The 20,017-nt window shown below is 45.4% G+C and carries 15 protein-coding genes; 2 read left to right on the top strand and 13 right to left on the bottom strand.

All coding sequences use genetic code 11. The features are described from left to right. The first annotated feature begins 24 nt into the window (after positions 1-24). Positions 25-885: a LysR family transcriptional regulator gene (locus tag ACU01J_RS15060; protein ID WP_481086445.1), complete on the top strand. Its 861-nt coding sequence runs from the start codon at positions 25-27 to the stop codon at positions 883-885. Here ACU01J_RS15060 and ACU01J_RS15055 read toward each other — a convergent pair. From ACU01J_RS15055 to secA, 6 genes are all read right to left on the bottom strand, one after another. Further along, a complete protein-coding gene (locus ACU01J_RS15055) occupies positions 821-1,600 on the bottom strand; it encodes a TSUP family transporter (RefSeq protein ID WP_481086444.1) in 780 nt (259 codons plus the stop codon). The two genes, ACU01J_RS15060 and ACU01J_RS15055, sit on opposite strands and share 65 nt — an antisense overlap. 182 nt (positions 1,601-1,782) lie before the next feature. Beyond that, the gene (gene carB, locus ACU01J_RS15050; protein WP_481086443.1) at positions 1,783-5,013 is read right to left on the bottom strand and encodes a carbamoyl-phosphate synthase large subunit; all 3,231 of its coding nucleotides are present in this window, start codon (positions 5,011-5,013) and stop codon (positions 1,783-1,785) included. 16 nt (positions 5,014-5,029) lie between these two features. Continuing rightward, entirely contained in the window at positions 5,030-6,169 is a 1,140-nt protein-coding gene (carA, locus tag ACU01J_RS15045; protein WP_481086442.1) for a glutamine-hydrolyzing carbamoyl-phosphate synthase small subunit, read from the bottom strand. Between the two features lie 536 nt (positions 6,170-6,705). Then, on the bottom strand, positions 6,706-7,530 hold the full coding sequence (gene dapB / locus ACU01J_RS15040) for a 4-hydroxy-tetrahydrodipicolinate reductase (protein WP_481086441.1): 825 nt from the start codon (positions 7,528-7,530) through the stop codon (positions 6,706-6,708). Positions 7,531-7,608: 78 nt separating this feature from the next. After that, positions 7,609-8,007 carry an 8-oxo-dGTP diphosphatase MutT gene (gene mutT, locus ACU01J_RS15035; protein WP_481086440.1) on the bottom strand — a complete coding sequence of 133 codons (399 nt, stop codon included), beginning with the start codon at positions 8,005-8,007 and terminating at the stop codon, positions 7,609-7,611. 224 nt (positions 8,008-8,231) lie between these two features. After that, the gene (secA, locus tag ACU01J_RS15030) at positions 8,232-10,955 is read right to left on the bottom strand and encodes a preprotein translocase subunit SecA (protein ID WP_481086439.1); all 2,724 of its coding nucleotides are present in this window, start codon (positions 10,953-10,955) and stop codon (positions 8,232-8,234) included. A gap of 342 nt (positions 10,956-11,297) precedes the next feature. Between secA and ACU01J_RS15025 the strand changes: the two genes are divergently transcribed. Further along, complete coding sequence (locus tag ACU01J_RS15025; protein WP_481086438.1) at positions 11,298-11,753, top strand: DUF721 domain-containing protein; 456 nt, start codon at positions 11,298-11,300, stop codon at positions 11,751-11,753. Between the two features lie 57 nt (positions 11,754-11,810). Here ACU01J_RS15025 and lpxC read toward each other — a convergent pair whose 3' ends face one another. The 7 genes from lpxC to ftsW all read right to left on the bottom strand — a co-directional run bounded on the left by lpxC (position 11,811) and on the right by ftsW (position 20,017). Then, entirely contained in the window at positions 11,811-12,728 is a 918-nt protein-coding gene (lpxC, locus tag ACU01J_RS15020; RefSeq protein WP_481086437.1) for a UDP-3-O-acyl-N-acetylglucosamine deacetylase, read from the bottom strand. A 96-nt stretch (positions 12,729-12,824) separates the two neighbouring features. Continuing rightward, positions 12,825-14,045, bottom strand: a complete 1,221-nt coding sequence (ftsZ, locus tag ACU01J_RS15015) for a cell division protein FtsZ (RefSeq protein ID WP_481086436.1) — start codon at positions 14,043-14,045, stop codon at positions 12,825-12,827. Between the two features lie 30 nt (positions 14,046-14,075). Then, the gene (ftsA, locus tag ACU01J_RS15010; RefSeq protein ID WP_481086435.1) at positions 14,076-15,338 is read right to left on the bottom strand and encodes a cell division protein FtsA; all 1,263 of its coding nucleotides are present in this window, start codon (positions 15,336-15,338) and stop codon (positions 14,076-14,078) included. After that, positions 15,331-16,113, bottom strand: a complete 783-nt coding sequence (locus ACU01J_RS15005; protein ID WP_481086434.1) for a cell division protein FtsQ/DivIB — start codon at positions 16,111-16,113, stop codon at positions 15,331-15,333. Before ACU01J_RS15005 ends, ftsA begins: the two co-directional genes overlap by 8 nt. A 184-nt stretch (positions 16,114-16,297) precedes the next feature. Then, the gene (gene murC / locus ACU01J_RS15000) at positions 16,298-17,758 is read right to left on the bottom strand and encodes a UDP-N-acetylmuramate--L-alanine ligase (protein WP_481086433.1); all 1,461 of its coding nucleotides are present in this window, start codon (positions 17,756-17,758) and stop codon (positions 16,298-16,300) included. Positions 17,759-17,769: 11 nt separating this feature from the next. Continuing rightward, positions 17,770-18,831 (bottom strand): undecaprenyldiphospho-muramoylpentapeptide beta-N-acetylglucosaminyltransferase, encoded by a 1,062-nt coding sequence (gene murG, locus ACU01J_RS14995; RefSeq protein WP_481086432.1) that lies wholly within the window; start codon positions 18,829-18,831, stop codon positions 17,770-17,772. Next, on the bottom strand, positions 18,818-20,017 hold the full coding sequence (gene ftsW / locus ACU01J_RS14990; RefSeq protein WP_481086431.1) for a cell division protein FtsW: 1,200 nt from the start codon (positions 20,015-20,017) through the stop codon (positions 18,818-18,820). The genes murG and ftsW overlap by 14 nt, the downstream gene beginning before the upstream one ends.

The following is a 20,017-nucleotide window of genomic DNA, read 5'->3' as shown; positions in this document are numbered from 1 at the left end:
TATTTATCATCCAGAGTGAACCATATGCTATTGGAAGGCATTGAGACCTTACTTGTTTTAAGCAAAGCAAAGACCATGAGCCGCACTGGGAGCTTACTCTATATCAGCCAATCGGCTGTCAGTAAGCGTATTGCGAATCTGGAAAAGAAATTGGATAAAAAGCTCATCGTACCTGATGGGCGAAACGTGCAACTGACTCAAGACGCGATCAATTTGATCAATACCATCGGCCCGACATTTAATGAGTTAAGAGGACTCATCTATGAACAGCAAACCATGGCAGATCAAACTATTCTTCGCTTAGATTGTTCAGAAACATTAGTTGCTGGTTACCTTTCTTCAATCCTTGGCGACCATTTCAAATCAGACCCTTACCTCACTCTAACAACAAATCATACTCCGAGAATCGTTGAGCATGTTGAGTCGGGAAAGGCACACATTGGTGTTTGCGCAGGTCACCTTACTAAGCAAAATAACCTCATGCAGTTCCACTTACTTGATGAGCCTTTTTATATCGTCTTTGATCGTAAGCTCCAAGCTTTGCCTCAAACGATTATCACCAACGATCTTAATAATCCGGCGAATAGCTATCAAATCGAAATTTTAGCCAAATTAAACATCACTCCAATAATGCAAATGGACTCCTATTCGGCAGCTGCGCAGCTTGCTATAGAGGGAATTGCCCCCGCACTGGTCCCGATCTCGGTGATTAAAGCGATGAAGATTAAGTCCGAATATTGTTCTCACTTTACTCAACTAACACCTTTATATCGTCCAATTAATATCTGCTGCCGGGCGTCTTCCTATCAAAACCCGAGAATCAAAACAGTGATAACAGCCATTGCTGATGCTGTTCCCAAAGTAGCTTCAGCGCCATTAGCATAGACATGGTAATCACCAAAGGACGAATCCACTTTTGCCCTTTGCTCACCACTACTTTAGCGCCGAGCTGAGCTCCGATAAAACCACCGACAGCCATCACAAGGCCCAGCTCCCAGATTGGTAAACCAGCAAGAATAAAAAACAGTAGCGCAGCAATATTCGACGTAAAGTTGAGCACCTTGGTGCGAGCAGTCGCATCGACTAGTGAGAAATGACCAAGTGCGACGAAACAGACGGTAAAGATCGAACCTGTCCCTGGCCCAAAGAAGCCATCGTAGAAACCCACACCGCCACCAACACAAAAGGCAAACATCGCTTCAGAGATTTTGGCCTTACCTGATTGCTCTCTGGTTTTCGACATCATTAAGAAATAGAGAGAAATAGCAACCAATAGCAGCGGAATAAGGCTAGTTAACACACCAGCATCAATATACTGCACTGCCTCAGCACCGACTGCAGAGCCGATGAAGGTACAGGCTATCGCCAAGCGCATCTCTTTGATACTGACAATGCCGTTGCGCACGAAATACCAACTGGATGAAAAGCTACCGAATGAGCTTTGCAGTTTATTGGTCGCTAGTGCTTGTGTCGGTGGTACACCAGCGGCCAATAGCGCAGGTAAAGTTAACAAGCCTCCACCACCAGCCATAGCATCAATAAAGCCCGCCACGGCAGCAACAAAGAAGAGGATAGTTAGGATTTCGAGTGTCAGTTCCATTTTTTATCAATCGGTTATAAGTCTCTAAATGCAAAATACCATCAAATTAACCATTCTTTTAACGAAAGATTAGACTCAAATTCATTCCTGTTTTTCAACAATTAGAAAATAAAAAAAGCCCGCTCTAGAGAGCGGGCAATTAAGTTATCATACAGGCTCCGTCGCGAGCCTACTGATTGTTATTACGCTTCGTTCTCAGCTACTTTAGCGTGTAGCTCCTGAACTGAAGTCACTGACGTTTTAGCGTCAGCAGTATGTGCCATACAGACTGCAAATGCTGCGTTTAGCGTTGTCGTGTAGTTCACTTTCTCAGCTAGTGCGCCGCGACGTAGAACTTTAGAGTCTTCAATCGCTTGACGGCCAGCCGCAGTGTTCACGATGTAGGTGTACTCGTTGTTCTTGATACGGTCAAGAATGTGAGGACGACCTTCGTGTACTTTGTTTACTAGACGTGGGTTAATGCCCGCTTCGCCTAGGATAACTGCAGTGCCGTGTGTTGCGTCTAGCTGGTAGCCAAGCTTAGAAAGCTTAGATGCTAGGTCTACAACACGCTCTTTGTCACCTTCGCGAACAGAAAGAAGTGCACGACCACCTTCAGGGTAAACATTGCCACAACCTAGCTCAGCTTTAGAGTACGCTTCAGCGAACGTTGCACCAACACCCATAACTTCACCAGTAGAGCGCATTTCTGGGCCTAATAGTGGGTCAACACCTGGGAATTTGTTGAATGGCAGTACCACTTCTTTCACTGAGTAGTATGGTGGGATGATCTCTTTAGTAAAGCCTTGCGACTCTAGAGATTGACCAGCCATTACACGAGCCGCAATCTTAGCGATTGGCGCACCAGTTGCTTTAGATACGAACGGTACAGTACGCGCTGCACGAGGGTTCACTTCGATTAGGTATACTTGGTTGTTCTTAACCGCAAACTGCGTGTTCATCAGGCCACGAACACCTAGCTCGAATGCTAGCTTTTCAACTTGCTCGCGCATTACGTCTTGGATTTCTTGGCTTAGCGTGTATGCAGGAAGAGAACATGCTGAGTCACCAGAGTGAACACCCGCTTGCTCGATGTGCTCCATGATACCGCCGATAACTACGCGCTCACCGTCACAGATAGCATCGATATCTACTTCAACAGCGTCATCTAGGAAGCTATCAAGTAGTACTGGCGATTCGTTTGATACGCTAACTGCTTCGTTGAAGTAGCGACGTAAGTCTTGCTCGTCGTATACAATTTCCATCGCACGACCACCCAGTACGTATGAAGGACGTACAACCAGTGGGTAACCGATTTCACGAGACTTCTCTACCGCTTGTTCCATTGTAGTTACTGTTGCGTTTTCTGGCTGTAGTAGCCCTAGACGGTCAACAGCCACTTGGAAACGCTCACGGTCTTCCGCGCGGTCGATTGCATCTGGGCTAGTACCGATGATTGGCACGCCAGCTGCTTCAAGTGCGCGAGCCAGTTTAAGTGGTGTTTGTCCACCGTACTGAACGATAACGCCTTTTGGCTTCTCAACGCGAGCAATCGCTAGCACATCTTCCAGAGTTACTGGTTCGAAGTACAGACGGTCAGACGTATCGTAGTCCGTAGAAACCGTTTCAGGGTTACAGTTAACCATGATAGTTTCGTAGCCATCTTCACGCAGCGCTAATGACGCGTGTACACAACAGTAGTCAAACTCGATACCTTGGCCAATACGGTTTGGACCGCCGCCAAGAATCATGATCTTCTCTTTATCTGTTGGGTTTGCTTCACACTCTTCATCGTAAGATGAGTACATGTAAGCAGTATCAGACGAGAACTCAGCCGCACACGTATCTACGCGCTTGTAAACTGGGTGAATGTCGTACTGGTCACGTAGACGACGAATCTCGCTTTCAGATACACCTAGAATCTTAGATAGGCGCGCATCGGCAAAACCTTTACGCTTAAGCTTTTTCAGCTCTTCTTTGTTCAGACCAGCGAAACCTTTCACTTTAAGCTCTTGCTCAAGCTTAACGATGTCTTCGATTTGAACTAGGAACCAACGGTCGATTTGCGTTAAGTTGAAGACGCCATCTACTGACATACCTGCGCGGAATGCATCAGCGATGTACCAGATACGCTCTGCGCCAGCTTCTTTTAGCTCGTGGCGAATTGTTGTTAGTGCATCAGGTGCATCTAGGTCAACCATTTCATCAAAGCCTGTCGCGCCAACTTCTAGACCGCGAAGTGCTTTTTGTAACGACTCTTGTTGGTTACGGCCGATAGCCATAACTTCACCTACTGACTTCATCTGAGTTGTCAGACGGTCGTTAGCACCAGCAAATTTCTCGAAGTTAAAGCGAGGAATCTTAGTGACTACGTAGTCGATGGTTGGTTCAAATGATGCTGGCGTTGCGCCGCCAGTGATGTCATTCATTAGCTCGTCTAGCGTAAAGCCAACAGCCAGTTTCGCTGCAATCTTAGCGATTGGGAAACCCGTTGCTTTAGAAGCTAGTGCTGAAGAGCGAGATACACGTGGGTTCATCTCGATGATAACCATACGGCCATCTTTCGGGTTGATACCAAACTGTACGTTTGAGCCACCTGTTTCAACACCAATCTCACGCAGTACTGCTAGAGATGCGTTACGCATTAATTGGTATTCTTTATCTGTCAGCGTTTGAGCTGGAGCCACAGTGATTGAGTCACCTGTGTGAATACCCATTGGGTCAAAGTTTTCAATCGCACATACGATGATACAGTTGTCCGCTTTGTCACGAACCACTTCCATCTCATACTCTTTCCAACCGATTAGAGATTCATCGATTAGAAGCTCGTTGGTTGGAGATAGGTCCAGACCACGGCGACAGATTTCTTCAAATTCTTCTTTGTTGTAAGCGATACCACCGCCTGTACCACCCATAGTGAACGATGGACGGATGATACATGGGAAGCCAACCATATCTAGAACGCCATAAGCTTCTTCCATGGTTTTAGCTGTATCAGCACGTGGACACTCAAGGCCGATAGACTTCATCGCTTTATCAAAACGAGAACGGTCTTCTGCTTTATCGATAGCGTCAGCCGTTGCACCAATCATCTCTACACCGAACTCTTCAAGAACACCGTGTTTCTCTAGGTCTAGTGCACAGTTAAGTGCTGTTTGGCCACCCATTGTAGGTAGAACTGCATCTGGCTTCTCTTTCGCTATGATGTTGCGAACAACTTCCCATTGAATAGGCTCGATGTAAGTTGCATCTGCCATATCTGGGTCAGTCATGATGGTCGCTGGGTTCGAGTTTACAAGAATAACTCGGTAACCTTCTTCGCGAAGCGCTTTACAAGCTTGAGCACCAGAGTAATCGAACTCACATGCTTGGCCGATAACGATCGGGCCAGCACCTAGAATTAGAATACTTTTAATGTCAGTACGTTTTGGCATTGTCTACTACTCCGAATTACGCTGTGTGCTGTTTAATTAGTTCAATGAAGTGGTCGAATAACGGCGCTGCGTCTTCTGGACCTGGGCTTGCTTCTGGGTGACCTTGGAAGCTAAATGCTGGTTTGTCTGTACGGTGAATACCTTGTAGAGAACCATCAAATAGAGACTTGTGCGTTGCACGTAGGTTTTCAGGAAGCGTGTCTTCGTCTGCAGCAAAGCCGTGGTTTTGCGAAGTAATCATCACAACATCACGTTCTAAATCTTTCACTGGGTGGTTTGCACCGTGGTGACCAAACTTCATCTTCACTGTCTTAGCACCTGACGCAAGAGCAAGAATCTGGTGACCTAGACAGATACCGAAGATCGGTAAACCTTTTTCTAGGAACACTTTTGTCGCTTCGATTGCGTAAGTACATGGTTCTGGGTCACCAGGGCCATTTGAAAGGAATACACCGTCTGGGTTCAGCGCAAGCACTTCTTCAGCAGAAGTTTCAGCAGGAACAACCGTTAAGCGGCAGCCACGGTCAACGAGCATTCGTAGGATGTTTCGTTTTGCACCGAAGTCATAAGCAACAACGTGGTATGGCAATTCTGAGTCTGCTTTCGCTTCAGGAAGTCCACCCGTAAGCGTCCACGAACCCTGTTTCCATTGATACGCTTCTTTTGTTGTAACTTCTTTCGCAAGGTCCATACCTTTCAGGCCAGGGAATTCTTTTGCTTTAGCTAGAGCCAAAGCTTCGTCTAAGTTGTTACCCGCTACAATACAACCGTTCTGTGCGCCTTTTTCACGAAGAATACGCGTCAGCTTACGAGTATCGATATCAGCGATACCAACAACGTTTTGCGACTTAAGGTAATCAGAAAGGGATTGTTCATTACGGAAGTTAGAAGCGATAAGAGGGAGATCGCGAATCACAAGGCCTTGAGCGTGGATTGAAGAGGATTCTTCGTCTTCGGAGTTGGTTCCGGTATTGCCAATGTGGGGATAAGTAAGGGTAACGATTTGTTGAGAGTAGGAAGGATCAGTGAGGATTTCTTGGTACCCCGTCATCGAGGTATTAAAAACGACTTCACCAACTGCAGAACCGACAGCGCCAATGGCTTCACCGTGAAATACTGTCCCATCTTCTAGGACAAGTAATGCTGACTTTTTCAAGACAACCTCCAGAAATAAATATGCATTAAAATTGATTTAATTTGCAAATCTACCTTCCTGAAACACCCAAAAGTGCGTGTTTATGGAAATTAGACAAATTGGCGGTATTTTAATGACACTGGTCACAACTGTCAATACAGGCCTAAAAATAAATCTAGCATTTAGGGCACTTAAAGCAAAAAAACATTTTAGACCTCCAAAAAACCACGTTTAGTGCCACTTTCATGGAGAGATGATTAATGATTTATGATTTCTAGAATTTGAAGATAATTTGAGATCACAGTTTTCCCCTTAAAAATTACGCAAACGTTGCACCTTCATAGTTCACATCAACTTTTGAGTGCAATTAGCAAGAAATACCACCAAACCAACAAAAACAACAATAAACTCAAGGCAAATATTGAGATATTGCACGACAACATTCCCAACTACTGACGGTAAAAAACAAAAAGCGCCGGGCAAGCCCAGCGCATAATTATCTATTTATAAATTTAAGCGTGATTTTAGCAATTAAGAAACAAGGCTAACAACAGTCGTTATAGATCGTTAAGCCCTAGCACATCTGTCATTGTGTAAAAGCCTGCAGGTTTCTGCTTTAACCACACCGCAGCTTTAACCGCACCGTTGGCAAAGGTCATACGGTCAGTCGCTTTATGAGTGATTTCTACTCGCTCACCAATATCGGCAAACATAGCAGTGTGTTCACCGATGATATCGCCAGCACGAATCGTAGCAAAACCGATTTCATCTTTAGTACGTTCACCAGTAATACCCTCACGAGCATAGACTGCAACATCACTGAGTTGGTTGCCCATAGCACCAGCAATTGCCTCTCCCATACCAATAGCGGTACCTGAAGGAGCATCAACTTTATGGCGGTGGTGCGCTTCTACAATTTCCACGTCACAGTAATCACCCATCACTTTCGCTGCCTTTTCTAGCAGTTTAAATACTAGGTTTACACCGACCGAATAGTTCGGTGCCATAACAACTGGTACTTGCTTGGCGATTTCATCGATCTGCGTACGCTCTTCATCAGAAAAGCCCGTTGTGCCGATCACAATGCTTTTACCATGCTGACGACACAGCTCTAGATTGGCTAGGGTGCTCGCTGGCGCGGTGAAATCAATGATTACATCGAACTGCTCAATCTCTTTGGCAAGATCATCCGTGACAACAACGTCAAATTTGCCTTCACCACACAGCTCACCTAAATCAACACCAACAAGTGACGACTCTGGGCGTTCAGATCCTGCTGCGACTGCTGCATTTTCATTGTTGTACGTTGCTTTGACTAGGTTGCGTCCCATACGGCCCGCTGCACCTGCAACTGCAATTCTTACCATTGCGCTGTTCTCCATTCTTTTCTAATCTGCGTCTTTGCAGTTATTCCAATCTGTTTCAATAAACTATCAACAATCTTCATCAGTGGCTAGAGCCTAAGCAAACTCTTTTATCACTCGCTCTAAAATCGGCACATTCGCTTCAGGGAAGGCGTAATCGGTAAGGTTCTCAACCGCTACCCATTCACCTTTCTGACCTTCCTTACCATAAGGTTGCCCTTCAAACTGAGTCACTGAGATGAAATCAAACTTCAATGACTTATCTGAATAATCAAACTCTAGATGCTCGAACAACTGCTGATCAGTGGTGGTAATACCGATCTCTTCTTCTAATTCGCGTATCATTGCTTGCTCGATAGTTTCACCCTGCTCTACTTTACCGCCAGGAAACTCCCAAAAACCACCTTTGTGCTTATCATCAGGGCGCTTAGTAATAAACACCTGTGATCTATCTTGATTGAAGATGATTGCCGCTACGATATGAATTCGTTTCATCAGACTTCCTATTTACTTTCTATTGTCATGCCCTGCATTGTGGCTGACTATTGTTGATATACCATTAGATACAAAAAGAGCCGCCTAAGCGACTCTTAATTAGTTTTATAAGTTTGCATGAAGCTAAGACTATAACGCTATGAAGGCGATGGCACCGAGATTACGCCAGTAAGTGGGTACCATCAACGCAGCAATCATGTGTTACAGCAACGATTCATCAAACCTTATGCGATTTTGCCGTGGCACTGCTTATACTTCTTACCGCTGCCGCAAGGACATGGCTCGTTACGGCCAACTTTACGCTCTTCACGTACCATTGGCTGATGAGCGTCTTCAGACTCTTCACCGTCAGAAAGTGGGTTTTCCGCTGATGCATGCTGAGCTTGAGCACGACGTGCTGCTTCTTCTGCTTGAGCCTGACGCTGAGCTTCCATACGCTCAACTTCTTCTTGCTGCTGAACACGAACTTTAGACAAGATAGTGATCACATCTGATTTCAGAGCATCAAGAAGACCTTCAAATAGTTCAAACGACTCACGCTTGTACTCTTGTTTCGGGTTCTTCTGTGCATAGCCACGTAGGTGGATACCTTGACGTAGGTGATCCATAGCCGCTAGGTGCTCTTTCCAAAGCGTATCTAGCGTTTGTAGCATCACAGACTTTTCGAAGTTACGTAGTACTTGCTCGCCAACAACGGTTTCTTTCTCTTTGTAAACAGCAACGGCAGTTTCAAGGATCTTTTCACGTAGCGCTTCTTCGTACAGCTTATCGTCTTCTTCAAGCCACTGTTTAACAGGTGCATCAATATCGAAGTCGTTCTTCAGACGATCTTGTAGACCTTCGACATCCCACATATCTTCTAGAGATTGTGGTGGGATGTATTCATCAATCACAGCCGTTAGAACATCTTCTCGGTTGTGTTCAATCATCTCACTGATATCTTCAGCACTCATCAACTCATCGCGTAGCTCGTAGACGACTTTACGTTGATCGTTAGCAACATCATCGTATTCAAGTAGCTGTTTACGAATATCGAAGTTACGACCTTCTACTTTACGTTGCGCTTTTTCGATTGAACGAGATAGCATCTTAGATTCGATCGCTTCACCTTCTTCCATACCACTCTGGATTAGGCTCGCCATACGGTCTGAAGTGAAGATACGTAGTAGTGAATCTTCCATCGATAAGTAGAAACGCGAAGAACCCGCATCACCCTGACGACCAGAACGTCCACGTAGCTGGTTATCGATACGGCGAGATTCGTGACGCTCAGTACCAATAATGTGTAGGCCGCCTGATTCAAGTACAGCATCGTGAACTTTCTTCCACTCAGCTTTGATTTCTGCAATTTGTTCTGGCGTAGGATCGGTTAATGCTTCAACCTTCGATTGCCAGCTACCACCTAACACGATATCGGTACCACGACCTGCCATGTTAGTTGCGATAGTTACCGCACCTGGTGTACCTGCACTAGCAACGATCTCCGCTTCTTTTTCGTGGAACTTAGCGTTAAGTACGTTGTGCTTAATCTTTGCTTTCTTCAATGCATTTGAAAGAAGCTCAGATTTTTCGATTGATACTGTACCAACAAGACTCGGCTGACCTTTTGCAACGCGCTCTTTGATATCTTCAATAATCGCGTTGAACTTATCCGTCTCTGTACGATAAACCACATCGGGCATATCGTTACGAATCATTGGTTTGTTCGTTGGAATAACTACAGTTTCTAGACCGTAGATTGACTGGAACTCGAATGCTTCTGTATCTGCAGTACCTGTCATACCTGACAGTTTTTCGTATAAACGGAAGAAATTCTGGAACGTAATAGACGCTAGAGTCTGGTTCTCGTTCTGGATCTTAACGCCTTCTTTCGCTTCTACCGCTTGGTGAAGACCTTCAGACCAACGACGACCTGGCATAGTACGACCAGTATGTTCATCAACGATGACCACTTCGCCATCTTCGTTAACGATGTAGTCGACGTTTTTCTCAAATAGAACATGAGCACGAAGTGCCGCATTCACGTGGTGTAATAGACTGATGTTGGTTGGAGAGTAAAGCGTATCGCCCTCTTCCATTAAACCGTTTTTGATCATCAACTCTTCAACAAACTCTTGACCAGTTTCAGTCAGGTGAACTTGCTTCGATTTTTCATCAACTGTGTAGTGACCGTCGCCGCGGTACTCTTCAGAATCTTCTTGGTCTTGCTTTTGTAGATGTGGAATCAAAGTATTGATTCGTGTGTATAGCTCAGAGCTATCTTCAGCAGGGCCTGAAATAATCAGTGGAGTACGCGCTTCATCGATTAGGATCGAGTCCACTTCATCGACGATAGCGAAGTAGCGTTCACGCTGCACACGGTCTTCCGCACGGAAAGCCATGTTGTCACGTAGGTAATCAAAGCCAAACTCGTTGTTTGTACCGTAAAGAATATCCGCTTGGTACGCTTCTTTCTTCTCTTGAGGAGGCATGTTTGGTACGTTGATACCAACCGTCATACCTAAGAATTCGAATAGAACGCGGTTAGTTTCCGCATCACGCTTAGCTAGGTAGTCATTCACAGTAACGACGTGAACTGCACCTTTAAGTGCATTTAAGTAAGCAGGTAGGGTTGCAGTCAGTGTTTTACCTTCACCAGTACGCATCTCTGCGATTTGACCTGCGTTTAGTACCATGCCGCCGATAAGCTGCACATCAAAGTGGCGCATGCCGTAAACGCGTTTAGATGCTTCACGTACCGTCGCAAATGCTTCTGGTAGGATTTTGTCTAGTGTTTCACCCTGCTCTAAGCGCTGACGGAACTCGACCGTTTTAGCTTTCAATTCTTCATCAGAAAGCGCTTCAAAGGTCGGCTCGTAGTTATTAATTTCTTTTACAATCTTTCTTAGGCGGCGCAGTGTTCGGTCATTGCGACTGCCAATTACCTTTGTCAGTAGCTTAGTTATCATTTGCTATGAATCTCTCTTTATTCAGATCGGGCCCGATCTACTTTTAATGCCTTCAGTCTCTAACAGTTTTGAACTAAGAATACTGAGATAAATCACTTCCCTCAGATATTGTGATGAGAACTATAGATTTCAAGGCTTGTGTTACTTTAAGTGGCGCTTAGTTTATGAAATTTTGTCTCTAACAACCAATAACATAGTTATTTGTTTGAACCACTCTTTATTTTTTGTCGTTATATGAAGGAAGTTTACTCACAATAAGGTTATTTTGATGTCAGAGATTTCGCTATCTTCCCTTGATGTCATTCACTAGAATAGAAGTGTCCGTTTTATTTGAGGCAGATTATGAGAGACCACCGCCCGACTCTTGGCGACGACATTATTGCTGATTCGAGATTATCTCAGCTTCAGCAACACGCTAAAGAGATCATGATGATCAACAGTAAATTAAAAACGATCTTGCCGCGCGGAACGGAACAACATTGCCGAGTGGCAAACATACGAGATGGCCAATTGATCCTTGAAGTGGCAAGTGCCAGCATCAAAATGAAGATCGATTATGAACGTTTGAATATCTTAAATCAGTTAAGATCAAAAGGGTTTGCTCGATTGGTCGCAGTCTCTGTGCAGATCAACCCAGAACTATATCGCGTAGAGAAAGCCAAAGCGGAACAGAGTAAACCACGCGATCCTATTTCAGAAACTGCAGCCCAGTATCTTGAGATGATTGCCTCTGGCGCGTCACCGAAGGTGAAAGCTCGCTTAGAGAGCTTAGCCAAGTTGGCTAAAAAACCTGACTAGCCCAATTCGACAGGCATAAAAAAGCCAGACTTTCGTCTGGCTTTTTTCCAATTCTTATTACGCTAAAGCCATGCTTGGTTCAGCGAACGCAACTGGCGATGTTGCTTCTTCTTCGAAGGTTACCCATTCCCAAGCTTCTTGATCAGCTAATACTGAGCGAAGCAGTTGGTTATTTAGGCCATGACCCGATTTGAATGCGCGGAATTCGCCGATGATTGGATGACCACACATGTAAAGATCACCAATAGCATCTAACACTTTGTGAGTTACGAATTCGTTTTCAAAGCGAAGGCCTTCTTCGTTTAAGATGCGGTATTCATCTAAAACAATCGCGTTATCAAAGCTACCGCCTAACACTAGGTTTTGTGACTGTAGGTATTCAATATCACGCATAAAGCCGAAGGTACGAGCACGTGAAATTTCTTTAACAAACCCTTGAGACGAGAAATCGAACAGTAGGTGCTGCTCATCTGCATCGATTGCTGGGTGGTTAAACTCAATTTCGAAGTCCATACGGAAACCGTTGAATGGTACAAACTCAGCCCACTTATCGCCTTCTTCAAAGCGCACAGGCTTTTTGATACGAATAAAGCGTTTTGGTGAGTTTTGCTCTTCAATACCTGCTTGTTGTAGTAGGAAAACAAATGGGCTGGCACTACCATCCATAATTGGAATTTCTGGTGCGTCAACTTCAATAACAATATTGTCAATACCCATACCTGCAAGCGCAGCATTAAGGTGCTCTACCGTAGAGATACGCACACCAGCGTCGTTAACTAGTGCTGTACACAGCATAGTGTCGCGAACGGATCCAGGATCTGCAGGGAAATCCACCGGTGGATTTACGTCAGTACGACGGTACACGATACCTGTGTTTGCAGCTGCTGGGCGAAGAGTAAGCGTGACTTTACGACCAGAGTGGAGACCCACACCAGTTGTTTTCACCATTTCTTTCAGAGTACGTTGTCTGATCATCTGCTTGCCTCAGTAAATATGCTACAAATCACGGTCAATAACGATATTGACCGTGCATGCTACCACAAAATCGAACAGTGTCAAATTGTAGTATTTTCAGTCAGCTTGACGACGTAAGAACGCTGGGATATCTAAATAGCCCTCTTTTTCAGGTTTTGGTGCTGCACTTTGTCCTGAACCTGATGGCGTTGTCGTTGGCTGAGAAGTAACCTGAGGTTTCTCTTGCAAAGTTGGTGCCGGCTTTTCTTCCACTTTATTGACAGTCTGCGCTGCAGGTGCCGCTTGTGGTTGAGTTTGAGGCTGAGCAACTGGTGCTACTTTTGCCTTGCCGCCCGCAACTAGCGTGATATCCGGTTTTTTCTCGTTACCAATACCTGTTGCTACAACAGTAACGCGGATTTCATCAGCCATATCTGGGTCTAGTGAAGTACCGATTACCACTGTCGCATTGTCTGATGCGAATGCTTTAACTGTATTACCTACAGTTTCAAACTCATCGAGACGCATATCTAGGCCAGCTGTGATGTTAACTAGTACACCACGAGCACCAGCAAGATCGATATCTTCTAGAAGTGGGCTTGAGATAGCCATCTCTGCCGCTTCTTCCGCACGATCTTCGCCTTTCGCAACGCCACTACCCATCATTGCATGACCCATTTCCGACATTACAGTGCGTACGTCCGCAAAGTCGACGTTGATCATGCCAGGGCGAGTAATCAGTTCCGCAATACCTTGTACCGCGTTCTTCAATACGTCATTCGCACTAGCAAAGGCTTCTAGCAGAGTAATTCCACGACCAAGTACTTTAAGTAGCTTTTCATTTGGAATCGTAATCAGCGAGTCCACATGTTTAGAAAGCTCTTCAATACCTTGCTCAGCAAAAGCTAAACGCTTTTTACCTTCAAAGCTAAATGGCTTAGTTACAACAGCAACAGTCAGAATACCTAGCTCTTTCGCTACTTCTGCAATTACCGGAGCTGCACCTGTACCTGTACCACCGCCCATACCAGCTGCGATAAATACCATATCGGCACCGCTGAGCTCTTCTTTAATACGATCTCGATCTTCGAGAGCTGCATCACGTCCTACTTGAGGGTTCGCACCAGCACCTAGACCTTTAGTCATATCGCCGCCAATCTGAATAACACTATTCACACTGGTTTTACGAAGTGCCTGAGCATCAGTATTAATACTAATGAACTCAACACCTTCGATGGACTCACGTACCATGTGTTCAACGGCGTTACCACCACCGCCACCAACTCCAACGACTTTAATTACCGCGTCGTCAGACATTTCCATCATCGGTTCAAACATGTGTTATCTCCGTTTTTCCTGCTGCTCAGGTTAAAACTCTTTTTGTATCCAATTACGCACGCGATCAAATAAACTTTTCACTGAAGGACGAGAAGGCTCGTTGTATTCAGTATCATCACTTATTTGGGCATCTCTTGCATAATGAAGTAGACCAACAGCCGTCGAATGAAACGGCTCTTTTACGTAATCTGTTAAGCCGCTTACCTCTAGAGGTTTACCAACTCTAACTTGGTTGCGAAATACTCGTTCTGCACATTCTACCACGCCGTCAATTTGCGCTGCTCCACCAGTGAGCACCACACCTGCTGCCAAGTGGTGTTTAATACCTTCCTCGCGCAGTTTCTCTTGAACGTTGTCGATAGTTTGGTTAACTAATCCCATGAGCTCAGTATAACGAGGCTCAATTACTTCAGACAGTGTCTGTCTTTGTAAACTGCGTGATGGACGACCACCTACGCTCGGAACGTTAACCGTGTCATCTTTGCTGACTAGCTCACTAAGAGCACAGCCATATTTCACTTTAATTTCTTCCGCATCGCTCACTGGCGTACCGAAAGCAAAAGCGATATCACTGGTTACAGCGTTGCCCGCGTACGAGAACACCTCAGTGTGACGCAGAGCGCCGCCCGTCCAAATAGACACGTCCATTGTACCAGCGCCGATATCAACGACACATACGCCCAGTTCACGCTCATCTTCTGTAATGACCGCATTACTTGCCGCCAAACCAGAATAAACCAAGTGTTCAACTTTAAGGCCGCAGCGCTCAACTGCCTTAATGATATTTCGAGCCATATCGTTATGACAAGAAATAAGGTGAACACTAACTTCCATTCGCACTCCTGATAAACCTAGCGGGTTTTTAATCCCTTCTTGGTAATCAATCCTAAATTCTTGAGGAATTACGTGGAGAATGCGTTGCTCGTCACCAATTTTAATTGATTTTGCGGTATGAATGGCACGGTCCATATCCTCTTGAGATACTTCCTCATCAGATATCGTTCCCATGCCTTTTTCAATACGGCTCGCAATGTGTCGCCCTGAAAGCGAAATGAAAACATTGCTGATCTGGCACTCAGCCATCAGTTCTGCCTGGTCCACAGCACGCTGAACCGATTTCACTACCGATTCAAGGTCGTTTACACCACCTTTGTCCATCCCACGAGAAGGACTGCTGCCTGCGCCAATAATATTGATTTGACCATCAGGCAAAACTTCGCCTACCAGAGCTGATACGGTAGCAGTGCCTATATCAAGACCAACAATAATGCTGTCATCAGCGGTCTTAGTCATCTGTATTCTCTTGTTCTAACTCTTGCTCAGGGAACCATCCAATAGAGGCCCCCGTATCATACCTGAGGTCAATGTAGCTAACTCTTTCAGTTGCGCTACCCAAATTCTTGTAAAGCGAGATAAAGCGCTCAATTCGCTCTTCTAAAGATTCTTTGCCTAGCTCTAAGCGAATTCCGTTATCCAGAATAATTTGCCAAGCTCTACGCTCATTGAGAACCAGAGAAGTTATCGTTAAATGCAATGCTTCAAACTTTGGACTAATATCTCGCCATACTTGCAGTACTTCACTGCTTGTATCAGGCGGTCCGTATAGTTTTACACGATCTTCATCCAGTTGACCGATATCACCGTCGAAAACTTGACCGAAATCGTTAAGCAAAGCATTTCCGTTCCAGATTGCTTCTGCATGATGTTCAGTCAAAAAGACTTTGACAGTATCAGGCCACTGTTTACGAATTGAGGCATGAGAAACCCAAGGGATTGATTCTGCCATACTTTGCAGTACGTCAATGTCCTGAGACATGAATGTTCCGACATGCTCTAACTGAGCAAACGCTCGTTGAACGTCTCGCGCGGTAACATAATGCAGATCGCCCTGAAGTACGATTTTTGATAGTGGAAGACGTTGGTCATCCCACATCCAAGAAACCGTAGAGTAAAGGAGAGAGCCTATTAACAACAAGACCACTAGCAAGAAACTGCCTCCAAGGGCATGTTGTTTCACTAGTGGTGCAGAGGTTAAACGACGGCTTTCATTAAAAGCACTTTTAATCAAAGTCCATAGTCCTTGCTATTAGCTCGCTTATCTTTCCCTAACCCAATTCGTATATAGAGACTAAAGCACCTACTTTAACCTTCGGATTATACTGGGGTCAAAGAAAGTATCAAACATTGAAAGTGAGAAATTGCTACTTTAAATGCAATAAGTTCAGCAAATACTTAAAATTCGATGTTTTTGATTAAGCTTGGCTCATCTTATCGATATTTAACTCAAAAGCAGCGAGTTGTTTCGCGACTTTACCAACATCCCCTGCGCCTTGAGTTAGTACTAGGTCACCATCTTGTAAAACATTCGCGAGAACTGCAGGTAATGCGTTGCTTTCTGGTACAAAAATCGGATCCAACTTACCGCGACTGCGAATAGTCCTACATAATGCTCGACTATCTGCACCAACAATCGGTTTCTCACCAGCAGAATATACGTCTAACATGATCAATACATCGACTTGCTCAAGTACGTTGGCAAAATCGTCATAAAGATCTCGTGTACGGCTATAACGGTGAGGCTGGAAAATCATCACTAAACGTTTATCTTCCCAACCGTTTCGTGCTGCTTGAATCGTTACATCCACCTCAGTTGGGTGATGACCATAATCGTCCACCAACATCGCTTGACCACTACCTGTATCAAACTCACCAAGGTGGTCAAAACGTCGCCCAGTCCCTTGTGTTCCTGCCATCGCACTTAAGATTGCTTCATCAGCAATATCATCTTCTGTCGCGACCGCAATGGCTGCAGAAGCATTCAATGCGTTGTGGCGACCAGGGATATTAAGCGTGATATCAAGATCGGCCTTACCTTGGCGAATCACGGTAAACTTGCCTTGTTGGCCATCTTGACGATAGTTGGCAATACGTACGTCTGCGTCATCAGAGAAACCGTAGGTAATGACCTGACGACTAATCTTTGGAATTAACTCACGAACAACAGGGTCATCAACACAAACAATCGCTTGGCCATAAAAAGGTAAGTTGTGCAGAAAATCGATAAAAGTCTGCTTCAGCGTCTCAAAATCACCACCGTAAGTGTCCATATGATCCGCTTCGATATTGGTGACAATGCTTACCATTGGCTGTAGGTGAAGGAATGAAGCATCGCTTTCATCCGCCTCAGCGATTAAGATTCGGCTAGAGCCTAATCGCGCATTAGTGCCAGCACTTTTCACCAAACCACCATTAACAAACGTTGGATCTAAGCCCGCTTCTGAGTAGATTTGGGTAACCAAAGCGGTTGTTGTGGTTTTACCGTGAGTACCTGCTACCGCAATGCCGTGGCGGAATCTCATCAGCTCAGCCAGCATTTCAGCACGTCGAACAACTGGAATACGCGTAGCACGCGCTGCAATGATTTCTGGGTTTTCTTCATTGATCGCCGTCGATACTACGACCACACTCGCTTTAGCGACATTCTCTTCAGCGTGACCGATGTAGATCGTCGCACCTTTATCCGCCAATCGCTCTGTCACTGGGTTTTCAGCGATATCAGAACCTGAGATTTGGTAACCTTCGTTGAGTAGTACTTCGGCAATACCACTCATGCCCGCCCCACCAATACCAATGAAGTGAATGCATTTAACTCGGCGCATCTCAGGCACCATTGCTCGAATTTGAGCTAAGTTTTGAGTATGTTGAACTGTCATGAATCTTCTCGTTATTTCGTCAATGCAATAATGGCTTCGGCTACCACTTTATCTGCATCTAACTTCGCAGCCGCTTTCGCTTTTGTTGCCATGGCCATTAGGGCTTCACGATCCATCATCTGAATCTCAGCAACTAATTTATCCACGGTCAGTTCAGGCTGCTCTATCATTTTTGCCGCACCGCACTCAACCAAATGGTCTGCGTTCAATGCTTGTTGTCTGTCTTTGTGCATAAATGGGATAAAAATAGCCCCAACACCTGCCGCTGATACCTCTGACACAGTCAGAGCACCTGAACGACATACCAGTAAATCAGCCCATGCGTACGCTTGTGCAACATCATCAATAAACTCTGTGACTTGCGCATTACCCACTTGATGCTGCTGATAGGCTAGCTCAACTTCCCGCTGGCTATTTTTACCTGCTTGATGGCGAATCTCATATCCTTCGCCTAGTTTTGCCATCGCCTCGGGTAGAGTCTGATTGAGGATGCGAGCTCCTTGGCTTCCCCCCATCACTAAGATGCGAGTTTTTCCATCACGCTGTGCCATTCTCTGCTCAGGAGCATCAATAGCCACTACGTCTTCACGTACTGGGTTACCCACCACAGGCGCATTAGGAAATGCACCAGGGAAAGCCTGAAACACTTTCTTCGCGATCTTTGATAACCACTGGTTGGTTAGCCCAGCCACCGCATTTTGCTCATGCAATACCACTGGGATACCCAATAACCAAGCTGCAATCCCGCCCGGACCACTAACATAGCCGCCCATGCCTAACACTGCATCAGGTTGCCAGCGTTTCATGTGGGTTTTGGCTTGCATAATGGCATTGATAATTTGGAATGGTGCTTTAATTAACCGGCCAATACCTTGACCTCGTAGACCTTTTACTTTGATAAAGTCGATTTCAATACCATGTTTAGGTACTAAATCTGCTTCCATACGGTCCGCAGTGCCTAACCAGCGAATCTCCCAGCCTTGTGATTGTAGCTGTTTAGCAACCGCAAGCCCTGGGAATACGTGACCGCCGGTACCACCAGCCATCACCATTAATCTTTTATTCTTTTTCATCATTTTCTAACTGTTGTTCATGCTTGTCAGCAGCGACTAAACGGCACTCATGATCGATACGTAGGAGGATAGAAACAGCCACTGACATAACGATCAAACTCGAACCACCGTAACTGATCAGTGGTAAAGTCAAACCTTTCGTTGGGACCATTCCCGCCGCCGCACCGACATTAACCAATGTTTGGAAAGCGAACCAAATACCGATACCAAATGCGAGGTAACCACCAAACAACTGCTCATTGTCGAATGCCTTACGACCAATATATATCGCTTTAAGCACCAAACTAAAAATCAGTAGCAATACTAGGACAACACCCACAAAACCGAGCTCTTCTGCCAGTACAGCAAATACAAAGTCCGTGTGCGCTTCCGGAAGATATTCTAGCTTTTGAATTGAGTTGCCTAGACCTTGCCCAAACCACTCACCGCGACCAAATGCAATCAAAGATTGCGTCAACTGATAGCCACTGCCAAACGGGTCTTCCCATGGATCAAGGAAGGAAGTAACGCGCCGCATACGGTAAGGTTCGATATAGATGAGAGTCGCCACCGACATCAAACCCACCACCATCAGGGCAAGGAATTGAGTCAGCTTCGCCCCTGCGATAAATAGCATCCCAAATAAGGTCACTAGCATTACCACGACCGTACCTAAGTCAGGCTGCAGTAAAAGTAAGCTCGCCAAAGTGGCAAATACGAGAATTGGCTTGATAAAGCCGCCAAAGAAACTTGAGCGTACCTCTTCGCTTTTACGCACTAGGTATCCCGACATGAAAATAAATAGCGACAGTTTCGCCACTTCGGCAGGCTGAAGGTTAAACAGTCCAAGCGGTATCCAGCGTGAGGCGCCGTTAACCGATTTACCCGCAACGAGTACAACAACCAGTAAACCAATCGAGATCAGCAGCAGCCAAGTACTGTATTGCAGCCAGCGCTTCATCGGCACTTGCAAAATAACCGACGAGGCTATGATTGCAAGCACGAGGAAAATCGCGTGACGGAACATAAAGTGAAATGGTTGGTCAGTAAGACGAGTACTGATAGGGAAAGAAGCGGAAGTCACCATGACCAACCCAGTAAGCATTAAGCCAAGGGATATCCATACCAACTGACGGTCATACAAAGCCTCTGGTGACGCAGTGGTCATCCAACGCTTAATACTGCTGAAAACATCTCGAATCTGCAT

The organism is Vibrio sp. 2433-A1, from assembly GCF_056726085.1.
The sequence above is the reverse complement of the archived record's forward strand: the minus strand, read 5'-3'. Positions and strand labels throughout refer to the sequence as shown.

What these genes read in the sequence shown, in the direction of transcription:
- ACU01J_RS15060 (WP_481086445.1), top strand. Translation starts at nt 25, where the DNA reads ATGCTATTGGAAGGCATTGAGACCTTACTTGTTTTAAGCAAAGCAAAG.
- ACU01J_RS15055 (WP_481086444.1), bottom strand. Translation starts at nt 1,600, where the DNA reads ATGGAACTGACACTCGAAATCCTAACTATCCTCTTCTTTGTTGCTGCC.
- carB (WP_481086443.1), bottom strand. Translation starts at nt 5,013, where the DNA reads ATGCCAAAACGTACTGACATTAAAAGTATTCTAATTCTAGGTGCTGGC.
- dapB (WP_481086441.1), bottom strand. Translation starts at nt 7,530, where the DNA reads ATGGAGAACAGCGCAATGGTAAGAATTGCAGTTGCAGGTGCAGCGGGC.
- mutT (WP_481086440.1), bottom strand. Translation starts at nt 8,007, where the DNA reads ATGAAACGAATTCATATCGTAGCGGCAATCATCTTCAATCAAGATAGA.
- secA (WP_481086439.1), bottom strand. Translation starts at nt 10,955, where the DNA reads ATGATAACTAAGCTACTGACAAAGGTAATTGGCAGTCGCAATGACCGA.
- ACU01J_RS15025 (WP_481086438.1), top strand. Translation starts at nt 11,298, where the DNA reads ATGAGAGACCACCGCCCGACTCTTGGCGACGACATTATTGCTGATTCG.
- lpxC (WP_481086437.1), bottom strand. Translation starts at nt 12,728, where the DNA reads ATGATCAGACAACGTACTCTGAAAGAAATGGTGAAAACAACTGGTGTG.
- ftsZ (WP_481086436.1), bottom strand. Translation starts at nt 14,045, where the DNA reads ATGTTTGAACCGATGATGGAAATGTCTGACGACGCGGTAATTAAAGTC.
- ftsA (WP_481086435.1), bottom strand. Translation starts at nt 15,338, where the DNA reads ATGACTAAGACCGCTGATGACAGCATTATTGTTGGTCTTGATATAGGC.
- murC (WP_481086433.1), bottom strand. Translation starts at nt 17,758, where the DNA reads ATGACAGTTCAACATACTCAAAACTTAGCTCAAATTCGAGCAATGGTG.
- murG (WP_481086432.1), bottom strand. Translation starts at nt 18,831, where the DNA reads ATGAAAAAGAATAAAAGATTAATGGTGATGGCTGGTGGTACCGGCGGT.
- ftsW (WP_481086431.1), bottom strand. Translation starts at nt 20,017, where the DNA reads ATGCAGATTCGAGATGTTTTCAGCAGTATTAAGCGTTGGATGACCACT.